Source organism: Mycobacterium sp. ST-F2 (genome assembly GCF_001905655.1).
Classification (GTDB): domain Bacteria; phylum Actinomycetota; class Actinomycetes; order Mycobacteriales; family Mycobacteriaceae; genus Mycobacterium.
In genome coordinates this window covers 75,071-97,901 of record NZ_JMHT01000031.1, presented here as the reverse complement: position 1 = coordinate 97,901, position 22,831 = coordinate 75,071, and the positions used below count along the sequence as shown (strand labels likewise).

Sequence of the window (22,831 nt, the reverse complement as noted above, 5' to 3'; positions counted from 1 at the left end):
AACGGAGGTACGCGCCGCAGCGACGAAAGGGAAGCGCCATGGCGAAGACGCACCACTACGAACTCGACGTGACGTGGACCGGCAACACCGGCACAGGGACCTCTGGATACCGCGAGTACGACCGCGCGCACGATGTGACGGCCGACGGCAAACCGACGATTCTCGGTAGCGCCGATCCGGCGTTCCGTGGCGACCCGCAGCGCTGGAACCCCGAGGAACTGCTCGTGGTCTCGCTGTCGCAGTGCCACATGCTGTGGGTGCTCGCCCTGTGTTCGCAAGAAGGCATCGTCGTGACCGGCTACACCGACCACCCGTCGGGCACCATGACCCAAACCCCGGACGGCGGTGGACATTTCACCGAAGTGGTGCTGCGGCCAGTCGTCCAGATCGCCGACGACCGGCATCGAGACGCTCTCACCGATGTCCACGAGCGTGCCCACCATCTGTGTTTCATCGCCAATTCCGTCAACTTCGACGTTCGGTGCGAACCGCAGGTGACGGTCGCTGATTCGGAGTAACCCGCCCTGCCCCCGTGGGAAAATGGCGCATGGCCATCAAGATCGACGCACTCGACTCGGCGCTGCTGTCGGCGCTGGCGACCGACCCGCGGACCCCGATCCTTGAGCTGGCGTCGCGGCTGAAGGTCGCCCGCAACACGGTGCAGGCGCGCATGAAGCGGCTTGAGGAATCCGGTCTCGTTCGCGGCTACCCGCCGAACGTCAATCTGTCCGAACTCGGCTTCGCGGTGCACGCGTTGGTCTTCGTCGAGACGGACCAGACCAAGATGGACGCGATCATCGAGGCATTGCGCGACATCCCCCACGTGCTGGAAGTCCATGCCACGACGGGGCGGGCGGACCTCCTGGTCCGGATCGCGGCGCAGACGCAGGAAGAACTGCTCAGTGTCATCCAACGGGTGCACCGGATCGACGGGGTGAAGCACTCCGAAACCATGCTGGCGATGGCGACACCCGTCGAATACCGATCGCTCCCCCTTGTGCAGTACGTGACGGGGCGTCGAGCAAAATGATGCGTGCGTCACAGTGCGCCAGGTCACAATTGAGCAGTTTGATCAACATTTTCGCTGACTGTTGACGCAGATCACACTCCACGGCAGATTTCGCTGCACCGATTGCTTTTAGTTCTCGCTTTGCAGCTCACGATCTGGGTTGTGGAAAGTGTGGAGGTTGTCAGTGACCAGTGTTCTGTCCCGATCCGAACTCACCGCAGTGGAACCCACCGCGCCCGGCGCCCCCTACGATCTTCAAGACCGGTACCGCTCCGGCGCCGGCCCCGTGCTCCTCACCGGAGTGCAGGCCATCGCCCGGATGATGGTCGAACAGCATGTGCGCGACCTCCGCGCCGGCCGCCGCGTTGCGACCTTCGTCTCCGGCTACCAGGGCAGCCCCCTCGGCGGCGTCGACAAGATGCTGCTGGGCATGCCGAGCGTCCTCACCGAGCACGACGTCGTCTTCACCCCGGGCTTCAACGAGGAGCTCGCCGCCACCTCGGTCTGGGGCAGCCAGACCGACCTCCCCTCCGGCAATGCCACGCACGACGGCGTCATCGGCGTCTGGTACGGCAAGGGCCCCGGCGTCGACCGCGCAACCGACGCGCTGCGGCACGCCAACATGTACGGGGTCAACCCCCGCGGTGGCGTCCTGCTCCTGGTGGGGGACGACCCCGCATCGAAGTCGTCGACCGTTCCCGCGGTCAGCGAGCGGTCGCTGGCGGCCCTCGGCATCCCAGTGTTGTTCCCGCGAAATGCCGAAGAGATCATCACGATGGGCATGCAGGGCGTTGCGCTGTCGCGCACCTCGGGCTGCGTCGTCGCGATGAAGATCGTCGCCGACGTCGCGGACGGCGCCTGGACCGTCGACGCCGACGTGGCCGATCTCGCCATCACCACGCCCGAAATCGTCTGGGACGGCAAGCCGTTCACCTACCTGCAGCGCCCGATGGCCGCCCCTGCCGACAGCCTGATCGCCGAAGCCGACCTCTACGGGCCGCGCTGGGCGACCGTGCGCGCCTTCGGTGATGCCAACAACCTCGACGTGCTCGAAGTCGACCCGGTCCGCGCGAAGGTCGGCATCGCCGCCACCGGCACGACGTTCGACGCGGTCCGGCAGGCGCTGCTCGACCTCGGTGTCGACGACGCGGCCCTGCACCGTGCCGGAATTCGCCTGCTGCGCATCGGGATGCCCTACCCCGTCGGGCAGGAATCGGTCCGCGCGTTCGCGCGCGGGCTCGAGCAGGTGATCGTCGTCGAAGACAAGACCGCCTTCATCGAGACCCAGATCCGCGAAATCCTTTACGGCACTGCCGGCGCCCCGCAGATCATCGGCAAGCACGACGCCGCGGGCGCGCCGTTGTTCCCGCTCGGCGGCGAGCTGACCGCCACCCGCGTTCTCGCGCCCCTGCGCCGCGTACTGCGCGACCACGTCGAGCTGAAGCGCACGCCGCCACCCGCTCTGTCGCTGGAAGTGTTGTCCGCCAAGCGAACCGCGTACTTCTGCAGCGGCTGCCCGCACAATCGCTCCACCGCGATCCCCGAGGGTTCGATCGGCGGCGGCGGCATCGGTTGCCACACCCTGGTCACCATGTCCGGCCGGAGCGACAGCGCCGTGGTCGGCCTCACCCAGATGGGCGGCGAGGGTAGCCAGTGGATCGGGCAGGCCCCGTTCACCGATGTGCCGCACCTGTTCCAGAACGTCGGCGACGGCACCTTCTTCCACTCCGGCCAGCTCGCGGTGCAGGCCTGCATCGCGGCCGGGGTCAACATCACCTACAAGCTGCTCTACAACGAGGTCGTCGCCATGACGGGCGCGCAGGACGTCGAGGGCGGACTGGTGGTCGCAGGACTCACCCACAAGCTGACGGCCGAGGGCGTCAAGCAGATCATCATCTGCGCCGACGAACCCAAGCGGCACAACAAGAAAGCCCTCGCGAAGGGCACGCTGCTGTGGCACCGGGACCGGCTCGATGAAGCGCAGAAGGTGCTGCGCGAGATCCCGGGCGTCACCGTCCTCATCTACGACCAGCACTGCGCTGCCGACGCGCGCCGCCAGCGCAAGCGCGGCACGCTGCCCACGCGCAACACCCGCGTGGTGATCAACGAAGCTGTCTGCGAAGGCTGCGGCGATTGCGGCACCAAGTCGAACTGCCTGTCCGTGCAGCCCGTCGACACCGAGTTCGGCCGCAAGACCCGCATCGACCAGACCTCGTGCAACACCGACTACACGTGCCTCGACGGCGATTGCCCGTCATTCGTCACGGTTGAGCTGACGCCGGACAAGAAGGGCCGCAAGACATCCCGGCGTAAGGTGGCGGACCCGCCCCGCGTGAGCGACCCGGGCCTCGCCACCCCCATCGGTACCCAAAACGTGCTGCTGGCCGGCATCGGCGGCACCGGGATCGTGACGGTGAACCAGGTCCTGGCCACCGCAGCATTGCGTGCGGGCTACGAGGTGGAGAGCCTCGACCAGATCGGCCTGAGCCAGAAGGCCGGACCGGTCGTGTCGCACCTGCGGTTCTCGACGGGCGCACTCGAACCGTCCAACCGGCTCACCTCGGGCAGCGCCGACTGCATCATCGCGATCGACCTGCTGACCGCGACCGACAACCGGAACCTGGCCTACGGCAGCGCTGAACGCACCATCGCCATCGCCTCGACCAGCCAGACCCCGACCGGCGACATGGTGTACGACAAGACCGTCGCGTACCCGGAAACCCAGTTGCTGTTGGACCGGCTGACGGCCAACACCCGGACGCTGACCCACTTCGATGCCCTCGCCGCAGCCGAGGCCCTGTTCGGCAACACCGCGGCGGCCAACTTCCTGGTCGTCGGCGCCGCCTTCCAGACCGGTGGACTGCGCCTGCCCGAGGCCAGCATCGAGGAAGCCATCGGCATCAATGGTGTCGCGGTCGCCGCCAACGTCGCCGCATTCCGCTGGGGCCGAGTGGCGGTCGCCGATCCGGCGGCGTTCGCCGCCGCGGTCGACGCGGCGCGGCCGAAGGCCGCCCCGACGGTCGCGAGCCCAGAATTGTTGGCAAGCACCACGTTCGACGGTGAGGTTCGCCGACTGGTCGAGCTGCGGGCCGGCGAGTTGGTGCGCTACCAGAATGCGAAAGTCGCGCGGCGCTACGTCGAAACGGTTCAGGCGATCTGGCAGTCAGAGCGCACCATCACCGATGACACGGCGTTCAGCGAGGCCGTCGCGCGTGGGCTGCACAAGTTCACCGCGTACAAGGACGAGTACGAAGTCGCGCGACTGTTGGTCGACCCCGCCTTCCTGACCGAGGTGCAGGCCCAGGTGCCCGGCGGTGAGAACCTCACCTACCGGCTGCATCCGCCCGCCCTGCGCGCGATGGGACGCACGAAGAAGGTCGGTTTCGGACCGAAATCGCATGTGGCACTGAAGCTTCTGGCCAAGGCCAAGGTGCTGCGCGGCACCAAGCTGGATCCGTTCGGCTACGCGCACGTCCGGAAAGTGGAGCGGCAGTTGCTGTCTCACTACACCGACATGGTGCTCCGCCTCGCCGCCGAGTTGACCGTCGACAACTACAACATGGCGGTCGCAGCGGCCGGGCTGCCGGACATCGTGCGCGGCTACGAGGACGTCAAGCTCGGCAACGTCGAGCTGTACCGGGCACGGCTGCGCGACCTCGGCATCACAGCCTGAGCACCCACCACCCCTAACTGTCCTGCCGCCGAACATGCGGCAGTACCACCCCATGCCGCCGAACATGCGGCACCAGAAAGGAAGTAGTAGTGACAGCTGTATCTACCCCCGCCGGTGTCTTCGGTCGCTCGCACAAGTTGAGCTCCCGTAGCCACGAGCAGGTGGTGTTCTGCGAGGACGCCGAGTCGGGCCTCAAGGCCATCATCGCCATCCACTCGACGGCGCTGGGCCCGGCACTCGGCGGGTGCCGCATGTACCCGTACGCCGACGAATTCGAGGCACTCGAGGACGTCCTGCGGCTGTCGTGGGGCATGTCCTACAAGGCCGCTGCGGCCGGCGTGAACCTGGGCGGCGGCAAGTCCGTCATCATCGGCGACCCGACCAGCGACAAGAGCGAAGCGCTGTTCGCGGCCTTTGCGCGCTACGTCAACACCCTGGGCGGACGGTACGTCACCGCAGGCGACGTCGGTACCAACACCGACGACCTCGACATCATGGGCAAGTACACCGAGCACGTCACCGGCCGCAGCACCGTGGCCGGTGGTTCCGGCGACAGCGCCCGCCTGACCGCGCTGGGCGTGTTCAACGCCATGCGCGCGGGGGCCGAATCCGTCTGGGGCGCACCGACGTTGGCGGGACGGACCGTCGGCGTCGAAGGCGTCGGCAAGGTCGGCAGCGAACTCATCGCCCTGCTGCTCGCCGATGGCGCCGAGGTGTACGCCACCGACGTGAACGACGCGGCCCTGCAGCGCCTCTCGACCGTCCACCCGTCGGTGCGCCTGCTCAACTCGGTTGCCGACGCCCCGGTCGATGTCTATGCGCCGTGTGCCCTCGGGGCTACTCTGACGCCTATGAGCGCTGAAACCATCGAGGCGAAGCTGATTTGCGGTGCCGCAAACAACCAGCTCGCGACCCCGGACGTCGAGCTGCTGCTCGACCGTCGCGGGATCACCTGGGTACCCGACTTCGTCGCCAACGCCGGCGGCCTCATCCAGGTCGCCGGTGAGTTGCACGGTGTGGATCGCGCGACTGTCGAGGCCGACGTGACCCGCATCTTCGACCGGTGCCGCGACATCATCGCCACCGCGCGCGAAGCCGGCATCAGCATCGGTGCCGCCGCCAACCTGTTCGCCGAACGCCGGCTCGACGGAGCCATCTGATGGCCGCCGGCGGCGGGTTGTTCCGCACCAAGTCAGTCGAGCAGTCGATCCGGGATACCGATGAACCGGACTCGAAGCTCCGGAAGGACCTGACGGCAAGGGATCTCACTGTTTTCGGCGTGGCAGTTGTCATCGGCGCCGGTATTTTCACCCTTACCGCTCAGACCGCGGGCAACATGGCGGGGCCGGCCGTATCGATCGCCTTCGTCATCGCTGCGATCACGTGCGGGCTCACCGCGCTGTGTTACGCGGAGTTCGCCTCGACTGTCCCCGTCGCCGGCAGCGCCTACACCTACGCCTACGCCACCTTCGGTGAACTGGTTGCGTGGATCATCGGCTGGGACCTGATTCTCGAGTTTGCGCTCGCGGTAGCTGTTGTCGCCAAAGGCTGGTCGCAATATCTCGGTGAAGTTCTCGGTGGCGCGGTGTCGCCCGTCGTGCACGTCGGGTCCATCAAGTTCGACTGGGGTGCGCTGGTGATCATCGCGATCGTCGGCGTGCTCCTGGCGACGGGAACCAAACTGTCGTCACGGGTTTCGGCTGTCGCGGTGGCGATCAAGCTCTCCGTGATCGTGCTGATCCTCGTCGTCGGTGCCACCTACTTCAAGGCCTCGAACCTCACCCCGTTCATCCCGGCGGCGCAGCCGTCGGCGAAGGCAGACGGTGTGCACCAGTCAATGCTGGCCTGGCTCACCGGAACTGGCGGTACCAGCTTCGGATGGCTCGGCCTGCTGACCGCGGCCAGCATCGCGTTCTTCGCCTTCATCGGATTCGACGTGGTCGCCACGGCCGCCGAAGAGACCCGCAACCCGCAGCGCGACGTCCCCCGCGGCATCTTCGGTGCACTGGCCATCGTCACCGTCTGCTACGTCGCCGTCTCGTTCGTCCTCACCGGCATGGTCTCGTACACGCAGCTGCAGGGGGAAAACGCCACCCTCGCAACGGCATTCGCGATCCATGGCGCCACCTGGACCAAGAACATCATCTCGATCGGCGCGCTCGCCGGGCTGTCGACCGTCGTCATGGTCATGTTCCTCGGCCAGACCCGGGTGCTGTTCGCGATGTCCCGCGACGGCCTGCTCCCCCGGAAGCTCGCGCACACCGGGAAGCACGGCACCCCCGTGCGGTTGACCGTCATCGTGGGCGTGGTCTGCGCGGTGCTCGCGGCATTCGTCGACTTCGGCACGCTGGCAGGCCTCGTCAACATCGGCACCCTTGTCGCGTTCATCCTGGTCGCCATCGGCGTCCCGATCCTGCGCAAGACCCGGCCCGATCTCAAGCGCGGCTTCCGCGTGCCCTTCGTGCCGGTGGTCCCGATCCTGGCCGCGCTGTCATGCCTGTGGCTGATGCTCAACCTGGAGGTCGAGACCTGGCTGCGGTTCCTGATCTGGATGGCAATCGGCGTGGTGCTCTACTTCGTCTACGGCAGAACCCATTCGATGATGGCGCAGCGGAAGACCGAGGCGCACAAGCACCTCAACGTCACGCAGATAGCGGCCTGACCCTCATTTGCAGGTGACTCGGACCTCGAATGGCTTGGTCACCATGGCAGGCGGTATCGCTGCCGTAACCCCGGTAGCGGTACCGCTGATGGTGTAGGTGTCGCCGTCCTTGGACGCGGTGGCCTCGCCGCCCGTCATGCCCTGCTGGTAGCCCAGAATGACGCCGTTGACGTTACCCAGGATCACCGAATGCACGGTCTTGGCGTCGGGCGTCAGCACCACCGCGACGCCGGAAACCTGCTGACCGATGGCGATGTTGAAGTTGCCGACGGCGTTGGTGCAGACCACATTGCCAGTGATGTTCCGGCGCACACCGTCGACGGTCACCTCGGCTTGACCGGGCGGCGGATTGCCGGTGGCGGGCTCAGTGGATGAGGCAGCTGTGCTGGACGACGGCGTCGTGCTCTTCTTGGTGCTGCTGGTCGAAGTACTGGTCGAGCTCGTCGTCTCCGACGACGGTTTCTCGCCCGAACAGCCGACCCCGGCGATCCCGATGACGATCGCGGTGCCCGCAGCACCGATTACCGCTGGTTTCCTCACCCCACCACATCTACGCCGATGAACCGGCCGCCGCATTTCTTTTCTGAGATGCGACGGCCGGCTCCTATCCAGCGGCTACGGCAACATCTCTACATCGGGATGAAATTGCCGAACCACCAGAAGCCCCATCGCTCGATGGCCGGGCTCCACACCACGGACGCGCCAGGTGCCCACCAGGGTGGGTTCGGCTGGACCGGCGCCCATGGTGGCGGGATCGCCGGAGGGACGTTCGGTTCAGCGGCGGCAACGCCGGTGCCCAGGGCATTCGGAGATACGGTCGCGATGCCACCGGCCACGCCGAATATGCCCGTGGCCAGGCTGCCGGCGACGGCAACTGCGACGGCTAGTCGTTTGATGGTCATTGCTTCGTCCTTGCCTTGACTGCGCCTCACGCGTCAAGGTCCGCGGCGAACGAGCTTGTTCCGACTCTCGAAAGAGCGAACCTTGCGCCGTAGGCAGGTCTTGGATACCCCACGGTGGCAGTCCTAAACGGACTGTGGTTCAAGGCGTCGGGTGACTGGGCAGAAAAACGTCGTTGAAGGTGACCGTGCGCAGCTTTCGGGTGCAGACGACATCGGCGAGACGATCGAAGACATGGGTCACCGGAGCATGGTTGAGATGGCCGAGGACGATGCTCTGGGGCCGGAAATGCGTATTCGCCATCTTCACGATGTAGTCCTCGGTGATGACGGTGGAGTCCGCGAGCGAACCCGTCCACATGGTCGTGAGGGTGTAGCCGAGGTCGGCGGCGACGGCCCGAACCGCGGCGTTGTGCCGGCCGTACGGTGGTCGCAGATACGGGCGGGCGTCGACGCCGAAGGTGTTGGACAGGAACGCATGATTGCGCTGGATCTGGTCCGCGATCTGCGCGGGTGACAACGTGGTGAGGTCTGGATGCGACCAGGTGTGGTTGCCCAGCTGGATCTGCCCTGACTCGACCAGCGGCCGGAGAAAGGATGCGTTGTCGGTCCAGGACCGATATGTGCCGTTGACGAAAAACGTCAGCCGGATGCCGGAGTCCTTGGCGAACTGGGTGTACAGCCGCACGACGTTGCTGTCGACGCCGTCGTCGACAGTCAGGGCGAGCAGATCACCCTGGCCAGGAAGGACGGTCAACACCCCGGTACCGGGCAGTGCGACGCGTGCGGCGGCCGGCGGTGGGGGTAGCAGCTCCGGTGTCCCCGGCCTCGCGGCCCCGGCCAGGTCCGGCGGCGGAGGCACCGATGCCACGGCATGGGGCGCCGTCAAGGAGGCGGCCAGCGTCGTTCGGGCCACCTCGATGGTCGCCACCACCGGCGGAACGGTGATCGCTGCCCCGAGGCCGACCAGGAAGGCTCTTCGGTTCAGCACGGACACGGCCCGCAAGGTATCAGTAGTTCCTGGCAATCAGTCGAGGCAGAACTCGTTTCCCTCGACGTCCTGCATGACGATGCACGACTGGTTGATGTCGTCAGCGGGCAGCAATCGCACGCGGACCGCGCCCAGCGCGACCAGCCGGGTGCACTCCGCCTCGAGCGCCGCGAGCCGCTCGTCGCCCACGAGCCCTGTCGCAACCCGCACGTCCAGGTGCACCCGGTTCTTCACCGCCTTGCCTTCAGGCACACGCTGGAAGAACAGGCGTGGACCGACCCCGTCAGGGTCGACGCAGGCGAACTTCGAACCCTGATGCTCAGGTGGCAGGGCGCGGTCGAAGTCGTCCCATGACGTGAATCCGGGTGGCGGTTCTGGTACGACGTACCCGAGCACGTCGCACCAGAACCGGGCGACGCGTTCGGGTACCGCGCAGTCGAAGGTGACTTGAAACTTCTTGACAGCAGCCATCATTCGCCTCAGCGGTCGAGGTTGCGCAGTCCGGCGACGGTGTCGGCCAACGTGATACGCGGATCACGGTAGGTGACACCCAGGTCGCGCTCGCTCGGCGTATCGTCCGACGCCGGCATCTGCGTGTAGTACTGCATACCGGCCTCCGTGAACGGTGTCTGGAACGGCAGGAACGGGCCCAGCCGGTCCAGTACCTGCCCCGCCAAGCGCAGCACGGTGTCGGGTACCGGAACCGACAGCATGGTCTTGTCGCCGACCTCGGTCAGCAACCGCGCCAGCTCGTCCACCGGGATCCGGTGACCGCCGGCCATGTAGCGACGCGGGCCCTTGCCGGGCTCCAACAGCGCCGAGTGCAGGTCGGCCAGATCGCGACCGTCGACGACGGTCCAGGCCGCGCTGCGCCCCGGAATCGCGCCGAGCGCAAGTGCCTGAGCCACGCCCTCACCGGCTTCGCCGAACTGGTTCCCGACCGGCGGCCCCATGACCATGCCGGGGTAGGTGATGTTCACGGGCGCGCCGGCGTCCTGCATGCCGCGGGCATAGATCTCGACCTGGGCCTTGGATCGCCCGTAGCCGTCCGTGCCGCCGAAGACCGGGAGGTCGGCTTCCAGCTTGTCGACGTCGGGGTTGAACAGCGCCGTGATGCTGGAGACATGGATGATCGGGTCGAGCCCGAGTTCTACGGCGCCGCCCAACACGTTGCGCGCACCGTCCATGTTGGTGCTCAGCATCTGTGCGGTCTGGTTCGGATCGGTCGCCACCAGAGCAGCGGCGTGCAGCACCGCGTCGCACCCGTCCAGCGCGCGCAGTACCGAGTCGCGGTCGGTGATGTCACCGACGACGTGGTCGGAGACATCGACGCCCAACTTGGCGACGCTGGTCTGCAACCGGGCGGGGTTACGCACCAGGAAGCGGACCGAATGTCCCTTGTCTGCAATGGCTTTCGCGCTCCACCCACCGACAAATCCGGTTCCGCCCGTGACCAGGACCCGCATGACGCCTCCCCCTCCGAAAATGAACTACAGCTCCCCTGACGCTAGTACGGCGTCACGGTAACCAGAAATACGGCGGGCGCCACTCAATTATCTGACGCAAGAGTTAATTTAGGGATACGCTGCGCGCCAAGCGCAATCGACACGAGGAGTTGGTGGCCGATGACAAGAGTCCTGACCACGGCGACGGCGGGATTGGCGACCCTGGCGATCATATTGTCGGGTTGCAGCGCCTCTCCGAAAACCGCACCCGCCACGTCGAATTCAGCATCGCCGTCGGGATCAGCCAATGTCACAACGTCTTCCAGACCGAACATCGCCGGCCCCAACAAGACGATCAACGACTACATCACCGAGAACAACATTGCCGAGACGCCGATCAAGCCCAACGATCCCGGCACTCCGGACTTCGATTTTCCATTCCCGCCGGGTTGGAGTAGTGCCGGCGACAAGACTCCGCCGTGGGCTTACGGCGCAATCGTTTACGACAAGCCGGCAGATCCGAGTGATCCGCCGACCATGATCGCCATCGCCTCGAAACTGACCGGCAACGTCGATCCGGCGATGATCCTCAAATACGCACCCAGCCAGCTGTTGAATCTGCCGGACTTCAAGCCGCTCGGCGAGCCGGAGAAGAGCTCACTGAGCGGCTTCGAGGCCATCCAGTCGGCAGGTACGTATACCCATGAGGGCAAGGCGAGGGTCGTCGCGCAGAAGACGGTGATCATTCCGGGCAAAGATGCCCTGTTCGTCCTGCAGCTCAACGCCGACGCCCTTCAGGGCCAGGAACAAGTCGTGATCGATGCCGCCGACGTGATCGAAGCCCAGACCAAGATCACCGCGTAGGGAGAAGCACAACCATGAACTTGCGGTTCCGGTCGTCCAACTTGCTGGCGGTCTCCATCTGCAGTGGGGTTCTGCTGCTATCAGCCCCATGGGGAAATCCACCGACCGCATCGACGGCGCCGTGCGCGGGCGGGACCATACTCGATCCGCGCACGGGGATCTGCTGGTCGCAGAACCAACCGAACAACAGCTACGGCGGTTCGGGCAACATTCCTTGTCTCCCAGGACGACTCGGTCTGTGCCTGGGCGCGCTGCAGAACACACCGGTGCCAGGCGCAGCACGGACGCCCGCGCCGCCCGGCGGTCCGGCGCCCCGTCCCGGCACCTGGCCGTAGTCACCGGCGACCGTGGTCGCTCAGGTAATCGAGAGAAGGTGACGCCATCTGCAGCAGAGTGACGTGGCTGGGCCCGGACGGCATGGTCATCACCGGCAGATCCATGGACTGGCCGTACTCGTTCAATTCACACCTCTACGCAATTCCGCGCGGGCTCACGCAGGACGGCGCCGGCGGCGTCAACTCGCTGGCCTGGACCGCGAGATATGGCGCGGTCCAGGTCGCGGGAACCACCAATCCGAGCGGGCCGATCGATGGGGTCTTCGACGGGATGAATGAGACCGGCCTGGTTGCCAATCTGCTGTATCTGGGTGAGGCGGACTTCGGGCCGGCGCCAACAGACAACCGCCCGCGGCTCTCGGTCACCGGATGGGTGCAGTACGTGCTCACCAGCTTCGCCACTGTGGATGAGGTAGTGGACGCCTTCACCAATCCGGCGATCTACATCGCGCCACTGAAATTCGGCCCCCACGGCGATGAGCCCTCGGTCGTGCACTTGTCCGTGTCAGACGCAACCGGCGATTCCGCCGTCATCGAGTACCTCGGCGGCAAGCCCGTCATCCACCACGGCCGCCAATACCAAGTCATGACGAACAGCCCGACCTACGATCAGCAACTCGCTCTGAACGCCGGATGGGAAGGCCGGGACCGCAACGTCAACCTGCCGGGGTCGATCCAGTCCGAGGATCGATTTGTCCGCGCCTCGTACTACCTGAGCCAACTGCCCCAGACAACAGACGAACGTCAAGCTGTCGCAGGGGTTCTGAGCGTGATCCGCAACGTGTCGGTTCCGTGGGGCACCGCCGACCCGGCCCACCCCAATCTATCGCCGACGTATTGGCGGTCCGTCGCTGATTCAACGAACAAGATCTACTACTTCGAATCCGCTCTGAGCCCAAACATCGTGTGGCTCAACCTGAACCAGCTGAACTTCGACGCGCATTCCGGCGTCAGGTCTGTTGCCGTGGAACACAATTACTCCATCATCGGCAATGTCGATGCTGACCTGACCAGCACTGCGCCAATCGCATTCCTCGCGCCCAACTGACCGTCATTGACGTCATGCGGCCGGGTTGATCCGCGCGATGTGGACGTCGCGGGTGAAGATGCGCAGCCCCTGCGGTGTCGGCGGTGCGGTGGAGGTGTACACCGCGCCTGATGGGGTGGTCAGTGCGATGGTGTGCCGGCCGTACCGGTCATAGGTCGCCGCGGCCTGCCAGCCGGGTTCTTCTTTGACGTAATTGCAGTGCTCACACAACCCGTCCCCGTTGTGGGCGCTGGTCGGTCCGTGGTGGGCGTGCGGCCTGACGTGGTCGGTATGCCGAATCCGGGCATTGCAGTACGGGGTCCGGCACAGCTGATCGCGCAACCCGATGAACGTCGCCAGCGCTTTCGGAAACGCCCGCGCCGTCGACTCCATCGCCACCAACTTGTTCGTGCCCGGCTGGGCATACAACCGGCGCAACGCCGCCACGCCCTCGGCGGCCGCGGCCAGCACCCAGTCCCGCGCCAACGCCGCCGGAATCGGCCCATACCCGTCCAGGTGCGCGGGCTGCTCACCTCCGGTCAGCAGCGTCTCATCCGAGAGCACCAGATTCGCGGTCACCGGCACCGGCGCCACCGGGTCACAGCCGGTGACCCGCTCGACCACCACATCGGCCATGACCTGGCCACGGCTGCGCCCCGACCCCGCCGCAACGGCTGCCGCGGCCTCGCGCGAGAGCGCCTGGCGCATCAGCTGGCCCTGCGCGGCCGGCACCCGCACCGTCATCGCCATCATGCCGTCCCGGGCCACCCGGAACCGCACATGCCGCGACGCCTGAGCCCGCGCCATCTTCTCCAGCACGCTCTGCTGATCCACCTCGTAGGCGATCCGCGCGGCCTCGGCGGTGATCTCGGCGTGGCCCAACCCCACCAACCCGGCCGGATCCCCACACAACTCGACATCGAGCAGCTGGCGATCCCACCCCGACAGGCACGCCGCTTCCCTGGTGATCAGCTCGGCCCGATGCTCCGAGAGCACCCCCGACTCCAACGCCGCCAGCGTGCACGGCATATCCGCGGTCAGCATCCGGGCCATCGCCGCGAGCCGCTCCCCCCGGTGCGGCGACTCATGCCGCGCCAACCCGATCTCCGAACCCAACGCCGCCCGGGACACCCGCGGCCCACCCGCCCGCGCCGCCGCGACCCGGCGGGCCTCCAACGCCGCCGCAATCCGGGCCTGCTCCGCCGCCGCGGCCGACTTCACCCGCTCGAGCTCGGTCATGCGACCCCACAACGCCGCGTCATCAGCGTCGGGGTCCACCACCAGACTTTCGCTCATACGTTCGATTATGCCACGGGGGTGTGACACGCGCCACCACTCGTCCGCTCCGATCCGTGGCTACCCCTGCACCGTAGGCCGAATGGTGATGTCGCCGATCTCGACGTCTGCCGGCTGCTCGATGGCGAAGGCGACAGCTCGAGCCACCGCCTCGGGCGCGATACCGAAGTCGTCCATGCTGCGCCGGATCTGTTCACGGAGTGCCGGATCATCGATCGACGTATCGAGTTCGGTGCGGACAAATCCGGGCGAGATCGACGTCGTCCGGACGGCGCCGTCCGTCGACTCCTGCCGGAGCCCTTCCATGAGAGTCCGCACTGCGTTCTTGGTCGCCGCGTAAACCGCCTGTCCTGGAACGATTTTCAGACCTGCAGTTGAGACGGTCGTGACGAAATGCCCTGTGCCCTGCCGCTGAAACACGGGCAGCGCCGCCGCGATGCCATGCAGAACGCCGCGCAGATTCACGTCGATCATCGCCGACCATCCGTCGGTGTCGAGCTCGGATACCGGCCCGATCTTCCCGATGCCCGCGTTGTTCACCAGCACATCGAGCCGCCCGAACTCGTCCACGGCACAGGCCACAAGCCGCTGGAGGTCGGCACTGCGCGTCACGTCCGTCACGCACGCGACCGCCCGACCACCCCTGTCCCCGATCTCCCGAACCAGTTCGTTCAGTCGTTCACTGCGACGGGCACCGAGCACCAGCGCAGCGCCGCGGTCGGCGAGCAAACGTGCAGTAGCCTCGCCGATACCGCTGCTGGCTCCGGTGATGGCAATGACTTTGCCTGTGATGCCGGACATCTCGCAGCTCCTTCACATTGGCAGGACCGTCGACGGCCGGGTCCGCGGGACCGCGGCGCCCGAGACGTAGGCTCCCACTGTGCACGTCGACGTGATGACCGTTCCGCAGCCTTTGGCTCAAATGAGCGCACTTGCCCAGCGCACCCAGGCGGCCGGTTTCTCGGGTCTTCTGCTGACCGAGACCGGCAGGACGGCGTATCTCAGTGCCGCGGTCGCATCTCAGGCCGCGCCGGGACTTGAACTGTCCACCGGTGTCGCCGTGGCGTTTCCGCGTAGTCCGTTCGTCACGGCAGCGTCGGCATGGGAGCTGCAGGAAGCCACCGGCGGCAAGTTCCGGCTCGGCATCGGTACCCAGGTCCGGACGCACGTCGTGCGGCGCTACGGCATGCCCTTCGAGCAGCCGGGCCCACGGCTGCGTGACTACGTGCGCGCCGTGAAAGCGTGTTTCGCCGCCTTCCGGACGGGCAAGCTCGACCACCACGGCGATTTCTACGATCTGGACTTCATCACCCCGCAATGGAGCCCCGGGCCCATCGATGCACCCGATCCCAAAGTGGATATCGCCGCGGTGAATCCGTGGATGCTGCGCATGGCCGGCGAAGTCGCCGACGGCGTGCATGTCCACCCGCTCGGCGAACCGGGTTACGTTGCCCGCCACGTGCTTCCGAACATCGCAGCCGGCGCGGAGAAAGCGGGCCGCTCCCCCGCCGACATCGACACGATCATCCCAGCCATGACGATCGTCGGCGACACCGACGAAGAATGCCACAACGAACGCGAATTCGTGCGGGCCAGCATGAGCTTCTACGGCAGCACACCGAACTATGCGTTCATCTGGGACGAGGCCGGTTTCGAGGGCACCACCGCGCGCCTCCGGGAGAAGCAGAAGGCCGGCGACATGGCCGGCATGATGGCGCAGATCACCGACGAACATATTGCGGCCTTCGCCACCGAATCCACGTGGGATGCCCTGGCGGACAAGCTGATCGCCAAATACGAAGGTGTCGCCACACGCGTCGTGCTGTACAACGCGCTCGGTGGCACGGATCGATTCGAGCGTTACGGCGCGATCGCCCGGACGCTGTCAGCGCGCTGACGTCACGAGGACTTCTTGACGACGCGCCGGACTCGTAGGTGTACTCACTCGCGCACTGAGGGCAGGGCGGCGTCGCGGTTGTCTCCGTCATCCGATGATTGTCGCTGGTGCCGATCCGGCTACGGGCCGTGGCCCGCACTGAGGTCCTTCACATCGGAGAAGAGCACCGGCCGCTGATCGGCATCGGAGGTGCCTCCTGCCACCGGCACCAACAAATGGCCGACGTGGTCGCCCATGTCGAATCTCGCGATGATCTCGCCGACGAACCATGCCAGCGCGGAATCGAGTATCGGAATGCCTTCCGGCCCGACGTGCCAGTCGCACCGCTCGAATTTGTCGACGACATCACCCGTCTCACCGCCGAACAGTTCGGCCAGCTTCAACTGCTCGCGCGGCAGCAGGTGCACCGCGAGGTGCGTTGCCGTCCGTGCGATCGACGTCGTGTGATTCTCCGTCGACAGCCCGACGAGGAATCTCGGTGGATCGATGCTGGCTTGCGTGGCGAAACCGACGAGGCATCCGCCGGACTCACCGTCTGCCTGCACAGTGACGACGAACATCGGGTAGTCGAGCAGTCCGACGAAATCGTCAAAGGCGCTGTTTGCGTTCATCACCGAAACCTCGTGCTCACGGCCTCCCGGTGCACGTCGGGTTTTCGAACCGCGAAGTCGGGGTAGCCACAGCTCATTCTTGAACCGGAAGGACCGATGACGCTACCCCGCCTGCAGCCCGACCAACGCGACGTCGCGGAGGCCCGAGACATCGTGGGCGCCGTGGCATCGGCGTTCTCACATCACGTCGTGGGCCAGGAGCACCTGCGTGAAACGATGCTCCTTGCGCTGCTCGGTGGTGGTCACCTGCTGATCGAGAGCGTGCCCGGTCTTGCCAAGACCACCGCGGCGCGTGTCCTGGCCGCGTCGGTAGGTGGCAGCTTCCGCCGCATCCAGTGCACGCCGGATCTGTTGCCCAGCGACATCATCGGCACACAGATCTTCGAGGCCGACACCAACTCGTTCACCACCCAACTGGGCCCGGTGCATGCCAACATCGTGTTGCTCGATGAGGTCAACCGCTCGAGCGCCAAGACGCAGAGCGCCATGCTCGAGGCGATGGAGGAACGTCAGACCACCATCGCCGGCGTCGAATACCCACTACCCGAGCCATTTCTCGTCATCGCCACCCAGAACCCCGTCGACCAGGAAGGCACCTATCCCCTGTCGGAGGCCCAGACCGACCGCTTCATGCTCAAAGAGCTCGTGCACTACCCGTCGATCACCGACGAGATCGAGATCATCGACCGCATGGACGCCGGACGGTACGACCGAGCCCGTCATCCGGCCCCGGTGGTATCACTCGACGACGTCCGCCGCGTGCAGGAGATCGTCCGCTCGGTCTATCTGGATCGCGCTCTCGTCGCGTACGCCAGCCGCCTGGTCGACGTCACGCGCAGCCCCGCCCAACACCTACCGTCGCACCTCGCCCGACTCGTCGAATACGGCGCGAGCCCCCGCGCAACCATCGCCTTCTGCCGGTCCGCACGGGCACTCGCCGTCATCCACGACCGTGGACACGTTGTGCCCGAGGATATTTCGATGCTCGCACACCGTGTGCTGCGGCATCGGCTGATTCTCGGCTTCGAGGCCGCGAGCGCTCGGATCACGCCTGACGCAGTGGTCGACGCGGTACTGCAGACGGTCCCGGTGCCGTGAGGCCGACATGGGGAAACACCTCGACGCCGCGAAAATTCACATCGGCCGCGACCCCGGCAGTCTGCTGGAAGGCGGCCGCTACGCGCTGATCCACACCCGGAGCCTGGAGTTCGACGAACTCCGGCCCTACGTTCCGGGCGACGACGTCCGGGACATCGATTGGAAGGCGAGTTCGCGCTCCGGCCACACCCTGATCAAGCAGTTCGTGTCCGAGAAGCACCACAAGATCGTGGTGGTCGCCGACGCCGGCCGAAATGCGTCGGCGCTGGCGCCATCGGGAGAACTCAAGAAGGACATCATCATGCACGTCATCGGCGCGGTCGGGCTCATGACGTTGCGCCGATCCGACGAGATCGGCCTAGTCACAGGAGACCGCCGGGGCTGTATCGACACCCGGCTGCGCCGCGGCGAGACGCAAATCGAGCGCATGCTGCACCACTACGTGCAGCTGGCCGGCGACTCACCGGCGCGCAGTGACCTGCTGGTCCAACTCCGTTGGCTTGCCACGCATTACCGCCACCGGCTGCTGGTGTTCATCGTGTCCGACGAGCCCGAGATCAGTGACGCGTTGCGAGACGTGCTGCGCTCACTGACCGCCCGGCACGATGTGCTGTGGGCGTTGGTGACCGACATGCCGCCGGTCGGCTCCGGCACCGGCCGCAGCTACGACACCGCCGACGGGCAGTTCCTCTTACCGCCGTCCGCACTCGACCGCACCGTCGCCGAGGCGTACCGGCGATCGGAAGACGGACGGCGCCAGAGTCTTTCGGAGTTCCTCACCGTGTCCGGCGTACCACACGCGCGAATCGGCTCGAGCGCCCACATCAAATCTGCGTTGACGGCGATGACGGGGGTCTACGCACGTGCCAGATGACGATCTGCTGCGCTACTTGATCGGACCCGAACCCTATTCGGGGTGGTGGCCGTGGGCCTCGGCCGCGCTGATCCTCTGTGTAATCGGCTGGTACGCCTGGCTGTTCCTCGCGACGTCGGCATCTCGCCGGATCCGTGACGTCCGGTTGGTCCGCGTCGTACGGGACGAGCTGATCAAACTGCGTGCGGTCCGGGATATTCGCGGCATCGCCCGGCGCCATCGGGCAGGCGAACTCACGGCGCCGGCGGCCGGGGCGGCGCTGAGCCGGGAAGTTTGCCGGTTCCTGCATGCGGCTACGGGGCTCCGGGTGCAGTACATGCACGTCGGTGCCATCGCGGCCGGCCCAGCGCGCGCCGCCGCACCGCTGCTGTCCGAACTCGTTGACGTGCAATTCAATCCACGCTCGGCCGTCGATGTCGGCGATGCCTGCGCGACGGCCGAAGGGCTGGTCATGCGATGGAGCTGACATGGCCGATTTCCGCGATCATCGGGTGCGTCGCATTGGCGGCGTGCGTGGCGTTCGCCGTGCTCTGGCCACACCGCCACCGCCCCGGTGACGTGAGACCGCTCGCCAACACCGGCCGCCTGACGCGGCTGCCCGAATATCGCCGGGCACAACGCCGGAACACGATCTCGGTGTGGTCCGCCGTCGCGCTGCTCGTGGCGAGCTTCGGCGCCGCCGTCGTGGCGACAGCACGACCGGCCGGGCTGCCGACGCTGGACCGCCGGTCCGAAGCCGCTGCGCCGCAAGACATCATGGTCTGTGTGGGCGCCCCCGTCTCCGATGCCCCCGTGACCGCGACACTGCAGTACTTCGCCGATGCCGCCCGCGCGTTCGGCACTGAGCGGATCGGGCTGACGTCTGCCAATCGCCGTGTCGTCCCGCTGACTCGGGACTACCAGTACGTTGCCGCAGAGTTCACCGCGTATGGACGTCAGATCAAGCGCAGCGTCGCCAGGCCGTTTGTCGCGCCCGTGCGTTACGCCGGCTACACCGCGAACATCGGCGACCTGCTCGCACTGTGCATGACCGGCTTCCCGCCGGTCGCCAAGGCTTCGGCAACGCGCCGGTCACTCATCTATGTCGGGCCGGACGCTTCGACCGGCGAGGCGGGCAGGCTGTTCGACGGCACCGCGCCTCGGGACCTGGCTGCTACCAGCAAGATTCAGGTCAATGCGCTCATCGTCGGCGACGACGCGGGCACGGTTTCCGGGCTCGTGCACGACACCGGCGGCAGGTCACACCCCGCTACCGATATCGGCGCGTCCCTGCGCGACATCACGCGCCATCCGCCTCCGGCGGATCGAATCAGCGTTGCCGCCACACCGGTCGAGACCCCGGATGTCGCACTGCTGGTGGCCCTGCTCACAGCGGCCGGCGCCGCCTGGTGGCGACGTCGGAGCACCGCGAACGCCACGTGGCGGGCGTGGCGCTGGGCCGGATTCGGCGTGGCCGCGCTGCTGTTGATCGCTGCTGCCACGCGCCCCACGGTCGGCGCGACGGTACCGCCACCCCAGATCGCAGACGCGCTCGAGCCGAATGTCTTCCTGGTCGTCGACCGGTCGACGAACATGGCGGCACCGGGTCCCGACGGCCGCGCACGCGCGGCGGAGGCGAGTGCGGACATCGCGCGACTGATCGACCGCTATCCGACGGCCCGGTTCGCCGTCGTCGGATTCGCGTCCGGCCCGGCACTGGAATGGCCGCTGTCGGCCGATGTGTGGAGTCTGAAGCCGGTCGTGACGACTCCCGTCACCTATCCGGCACCGGAGCTGTCGCATACCGACGCCGGCGCAGCGAATACGGTGCTGCGCTATCAGCTGCTCAGCGCAGTCCAGCAATATCCGAACGCCAAGAACCTCGTCTATTACCTCGGCTCCGGAACGCCGGAATCCGATACTCCGCCAAGGGAATTCGATCTACCGGAAGGCGTGGTCGCCGGCGGGGCGGTGATCGGGTACGGCGACGACGCGGCCCCCACGTTGCGAGCCGTGGCCCGGCAGATCGGGGTGCCGTATGTGCAACGGACCGAGGCGGGGCTGCCGGACACGGCGCTCATGGACGTCGCTCGCCCCGCCCCGCAGCCCGCCGGCGCGGCTCACAGCGGGACGGAACTCTATTGGGTGCTCTCAGGCCTCGCCGCCGTGCTGCTTCTCGTCGAGCTGTTCCTGACGTTGCGGGAAGCCGCCCGCACCCGACTGGACCGGGTACGGCTATGACAACCGACCGAGCACGTTTGCGTCGCCGACTACTCCTGGTCTCGGCACCCGTCGTCGCGGCGGTGCTGATCCTCGCCGCGAAGCTGGCATCCGTCGCTGTCGTCGGCGACTCGGCGGTCACCGACTACGCGAACCGCGATACCGCCGCGCTGTCCGACGACGTCGCAATCCTGCGTCAGTTCAACGTGATCGAACCGAACCGGACGTCGTACGCCGGCGGAAGCCTCGCGGTACTGCAGCACCGGCTCCGCGACGCGGACAGTGAATTCGGCCGCGCCCTGGCTCGCACGCCCGCCGACCGGTCGTGCCCTGTCCGGGTCAACCTCGAGCTGATTCGCGAAACCCTCGGCGATCAAGCTGCCGCAGCGGGCGACCGCGACGCGGCCGTCCGGCAGTACACCGCCGCCAGGGATGTGGTCACGCACGCGCCCGCCGACTGTTTCGCGGGCAACGCAGACGCCGACACACAGCGGCGCCGGATCCGCGCAGAGGCCCTGCCCCGGCTGGACGCCAAGCTCGCCGAGGCCGGCCCGCCGCCGACCGCGCCGCCCCCACCCCCTCCGGCGGCACCGCCACAGGCGCCGCCGCCCGCGGCCGGGGATGCCACGTCGCCCCTCCCGCCACCCCTGCCCCCGCCGGATGGCGCCGACCCGATGCAAGGGCTGCAACAGATTTTGCGCGACGCCGCGCAGTGAGGGTGTACCGGCCGACCGCCACGGGTATGCACCGTCGATGAGTGACACTGCTCTGTTGATCATCGACATGTTCAACGACTACCGGCACGAGGACGGCGACGCACTCGCAGCGAATGTCGCCGAGATCCTCGATCCGTTGCACCGGCTGCTGACGTCGGCCCGAGCACACGAAGGCGTGGATGTCCTGTACGTCAACGACAATCACGAAGACTTCAGCGTCGGCGGCGAAGGCATCGTCGACGCCGCATTGTCCGGGCGCCACCCCGAGCTCGTCAAGCCACTGGTGCCGGCGGACGGCAGCACCTTCCTGACCAAAGTACGGCACAGCGTCTTCTATGCCACCGCGCTCGACTACCTGCTGCGGCAGCGTGGCGTGACCACGCTGATCCTGACGGGGCAGGTCACCGAACAGTGCATTCTCTACAGCGCCCTTGATGGGTACCTGCGGCACTACGACGTCATAGTCCCGCCGGACGCGGTCGCGCACATCGACCCTGAACTCGGCGACGCGGCCCTGAAGATGATGCAGCGCAACATGAACGCCGAGATCATCGAGTCGGCCCGGTGCCTGCCTGGGTTGCCGAGTTGAAGGCGGCGAGTCAGGGCACCGCCAGCTTGCGGTACGTCGCGGTCAGCCAGTGCGGCCCGTTGCAGAAATCGTGGTCGATCCACCACGCGAGCAGGCCCAGCGTCGCCGACGTGTGGAACTCGGCGGCGACGTCGGCGGGTACGGCCGGGGTCGCGGAGGCGAACTGTGGTCGCAGATGCTTGCGCAGGACGTCCCCGATCAGATGGCGCAGATGACGTTGCACCACATCGCCGCCGTGCCGGCCACACAGTGCACGGTAGATCTGTTGATGCCGAGCCGCATGCTCGAAAAGCAGTGTCGCAGGCAGGGTTACGTCGACGGCCTGGGACACCGGAATGGCCGCCAGGGCTTCCTCGAGCTGATCGCGCATGTCATCGAAACTCGCTGTCAGGAGTGCTTCCTTGTCGCGGAAGTGGACGTAGAACGTCGACCGGCCGACATCGGCGCGGTCGAGGATGTCCTGGATGGTGATCTTGTCGTAGCCCTTTTCGATGACCAATTCCAGGAAGGCGGAGTGCAGCAGCTTGCGGGTGCGCCGGACCCGTCGATCCGAATTCCGAACGGATTTCGGAGCTTGTTCGGTTCTGGACATCTCGCCCCCATTGGTTGTTGACGGAATTTCGGCACTCTTCCTTCAATTGAACAT

Annotated in this window: 23 protein-coding genes; 14 read left to right on the top strand and 9 right to left on the bottom strand. The window is 66.6% G+C overall.

Annotation, left to right across the window (positions count from 1 at the left end):
• Positions 1–38 precede the first annotated feature (38 nt).
• The 5 genes from EB75_RS13295 (at position 39) to EB75_RS13275 (ending at position 7,344) form a co-directional block, all read left to right on the top strand.
• Complete coding sequence (locus EB75_RS13295; protein WP_073695837.1) at positions 39–518, top strand: OsmC family protein; 480 nt, start codon at positions 39–41, stop codon at positions 516–518.
• A gap of 29 nt (positions 519–547) precedes the next feature.
• Complete coding sequence (locus tag EB75_RS13290) at positions 548–1,030, top strand: Lrp/AsnC family transcriptional regulator (RefSeq protein WP_073695836.1); 483 nt, start codon at positions 548–550, stop codon at positions 1,028–1,030.
• Positions 1,031–1,193: 163 nt separating this feature from the next.
• Entirely contained in the window at positions 1,194–4,682 is a 3,489-nt protein-coding gene (locus EB75_RS13285) for an indolepyruvate ferredoxin oxidoreductase family protein (protein ID WP_174557664.1), read from the top strand.
• An 89-nt stretch (positions 4,683–4,771) separates the two neighbouring features.
• Complete coding sequence (locus tag EB75_RS13280) at positions 4,772–5,842, top strand: Glu/Leu/Phe/Val dehydrogenase dimerization domain-containing protein (protein WP_073695835.1); 1,071 nt, start codon at positions 4,772–4,774, stop codon at positions 5,840–5,842.
• Positions 5,842–7,344, top strand: coding sequence for an amino acid permease (locus EB75_RS13275; RefSeq protein WP_073695834.1), 1,503 nt, complete (start codon positions 5,842–5,844; stop codon positions 7,342–7,344). Before EB75_RS13280 ends, EB75_RS13275 begins: the two co-directional genes overlap by 1 nt.
• Positions 7,345–7,347: 3 nt before the next feature.
• On the opposite strand, the gene EB75_RS13270 is transcribed toward EB75_RS13275, so the two are convergent.
• From EB75_RS13270 to EB75_RS13250, 5 genes are all read right to left on the bottom strand, one after another.
• Positions 7,348–7,884 (bottom strand): lipoprotein LpqH, encoded by a 537-nt coding sequence (locus EB75_RS13270; protein WP_073695833.1) that lies wholly within the window; start codon positions 7,882–7,884, stop codon positions 7,348–7,350.
• A gap of 89 nt (positions 7,885–7,973) precedes the next feature.
• Positions 7,974–8,246 (bottom strand): hypothetical protein, encoded by a 273-nt coding sequence (locus EB75_RS13265; protein ID WP_073695832.1) that lies wholly within the window; start codon positions 8,244–8,246, stop codon positions 7,974–7,976.
• A 139-nt stretch (positions 8,247–8,385) separates the two neighbouring features.
• On the bottom strand, positions 8,386–9,240 hold the full coding sequence (locus EB75_RS13260; RefSeq protein WP_073695831.1) for a polysaccharide deacetylase family protein: 855 nt from the start codon (positions 9,238–9,240) through the stop codon (positions 8,386–8,388).
• A gap of 30 nt (positions 9,241–9,270) precedes the next feature.
• A complete protein-coding gene (locus EB75_RS13255) occupies positions 9,271–9,705 on the bottom strand; it encodes a VOC family protein (protein ID WP_073695884.1) in 435 nt (144 codons plus the stop codon).
• Between the two features lie 8 nt (positions 9,706–9,713).
• Positions 9,714–10,700 carry an NAD-dependent epimerase/dehydratase family protein gene (locus EB75_RS13250; protein WP_073695830.1) on the bottom strand — a complete coding sequence of 329 codons (987 nt, stop codon included), beginning with the start codon at positions 10,698–10,700 and terminating at the stop codon, positions 9,714–9,716.
• A 192-nt stretch (positions 10,701–10,892) separates the two neighbouring features.
• Here EB75_RS13250 and lpqN point away from each other — a divergent pair, with 192 nt between their 5' ends.
• Complete coding sequence (lpqN, locus tag EB75_RS13245) at positions 10,893–11,543, top strand: envelope biogenesis lipoprotein LpqN (RefSeq protein WP_353651651.1); 651 nt, start codon at positions 10,893–10,895, stop codon at positions 11,541–11,543.
• Positions 11,544–11,936: 393 nt separating this feature from the next.
• The gene (locus EB75_RS13235; RefSeq protein WP_083612227.1) at positions 11,937–12,926 is read left to right on the top strand and encodes a linear amide C-N hydrolase; all 990 of its coding nucleotides are present in this window, start codon (positions 11,937–11,939) and stop codon (positions 12,924–12,926) included.
• 12 nt (positions 12,927–12,938) lie between these two features.
• On the opposite strand, the gene EB75_RS13230 is transcribed toward EB75_RS13235, so the two are convergent.
• Together EB75_RS13230 and EB75_RS13225 are read right to left on the bottom strand one after the other, a co-directional pair.
• Positions 12,939–14,201 carry an HNH endonuclease gene (locus tag EB75_RS13230; protein WP_083612225.1) on the bottom strand — a complete coding sequence of 421 codons (1,263 nt, stop codon included), beginning with the start codon at positions 14,199–14,201 and terminating at the stop codon, positions 12,939–12,941.
• Between the two features lie 60 nt (positions 14,202–14,261).
• Positions 14,262–15,002, bottom strand: a complete 741-nt coding sequence (locus EB75_RS13225; protein WP_073695826.1) for an SDR family oxidoreductase — start codon at positions 15,000–15,002, stop codon at positions 14,262–14,264.
• Between the two features lie 79 nt (positions 15,003–15,081).
• Here EB75_RS13225 and EB75_RS13220 point away from each other — a divergent pair, with 79 nt between their 5' ends.
• Positions 15,082–16,098 carry a TIGR03617 family F420-dependent LLM class oxidoreductase gene (locus tag EB75_RS13220; RefSeq protein WP_073695825.1) on the top strand — a complete coding sequence of 339 codons (1,017 nt, stop codon included), beginning with the start codon at positions 15,082–15,084 and terminating at the stop codon, positions 16,096–16,098.
• A 119-nt stretch (positions 16,099–16,217) separates the two neighbouring features.
• On the opposite strand, the gene EB75_RS13210 is transcribed toward EB75_RS13220, so the two are convergent.
• Positions 16,218–16,709, bottom strand: coding sequence for a flavin reductase family protein (locus EB75_RS13210; protein ID WP_073695823.1), 492 nt, complete (start codon positions 16,707–16,709; stop codon positions 16,218–16,220).
• A 96-nt stretch (positions 16,710–16,805) separates the two neighbouring features.
• On the opposite strand from EB75_RS13210, the gene EB75_RS13205 reads away from it, so the two are divergent.
• From EB75_RS13205 to EB75_RS13180, 6 genes are read left to right on the top strand one after another with little or no spacing between them, the layout of a single operon-like run.
• The gene (locus EB75_RS13205) at positions 16,806–17,807 is read left to right on the top strand and encodes an AAA family ATPase (RefSeq protein WP_073695822.1); all 1,002 of its coding nucleotides are present in this window, start codon (positions 16,806–16,808) and stop codon (positions 17,805–17,807) included.
• A gap of 7 nt (positions 17,808–17,814) precedes the next feature.
• Positions 17,815–18,681 carry a DUF58 domain-containing protein gene (locus tag EB75_RS13200; protein ID WP_073695821.1) on the top strand — a complete coding sequence of 289 codons (867 nt, stop codon included), beginning with the start codon at positions 17,815–17,817 and terminating at the stop codon, positions 18,679–18,681.
• Positions 18,671–19,147, top strand: coding sequence for a hypothetical protein (locus tag EB75_RS13195; RefSeq protein ID WP_073695820.1), 477 nt, complete (start codon positions 18,671–18,673; stop codon positions 19,145–19,147). The genes EB75_RS13200 and EB75_RS13195 overlap by 11 nt, the downstream gene beginning before the upstream one ends.
• Positions 19,138–20,901: a VWA domain-containing protein gene (locus tag EB75_RS29965; RefSeq protein ID WP_286150179.1), complete on the top strand. Its 1,764-nt coding sequence runs from the start codon at positions 19,138–19,140 to the stop codon at positions 20,899–20,901. Before EB75_RS13195 ends, EB75_RS29965 begins: the two co-directional genes overlap by 10 nt.
• Complete coding sequence (locus tag EB75_RS13185) at positions 20,898–21,596, top strand: hypothetical protein (protein ID WP_073695819.1); 699 nt, start codon at positions 20,898–20,900, stop codon at positions 21,594–21,596. The genes EB75_RS29965 and EB75_RS13185 overlap by 4 nt, the downstream gene beginning before the upstream one ends.
• Positions 21,597–21,633: 37 nt before the next feature.
• Entirely contained in the window at positions 21,634–22,185 is a 552-nt protein-coding gene (locus EB75_RS13180) for a cysteine hydrolase family protein (protein ID WP_073695818.1), read from the top strand.
• Positions 22,186–22,195: 10 nt separating this feature from the next.
• Here the strand turns inward: EB75_RS13180 and EB75_RS13175 are convergent, their stop codons facing one another.
• Positions 22,196–22,777, bottom strand: a complete 582-nt coding sequence (locus EB75_RS13175; RefSeq protein ID WP_073695817.1) for a TetR/AcrR family transcriptional regulator — start codon at positions 22,775–22,777, stop codon at positions 22,196–22,198.
• Positions 22,778–22,831 lie beyond the last annotated feature (54 nt).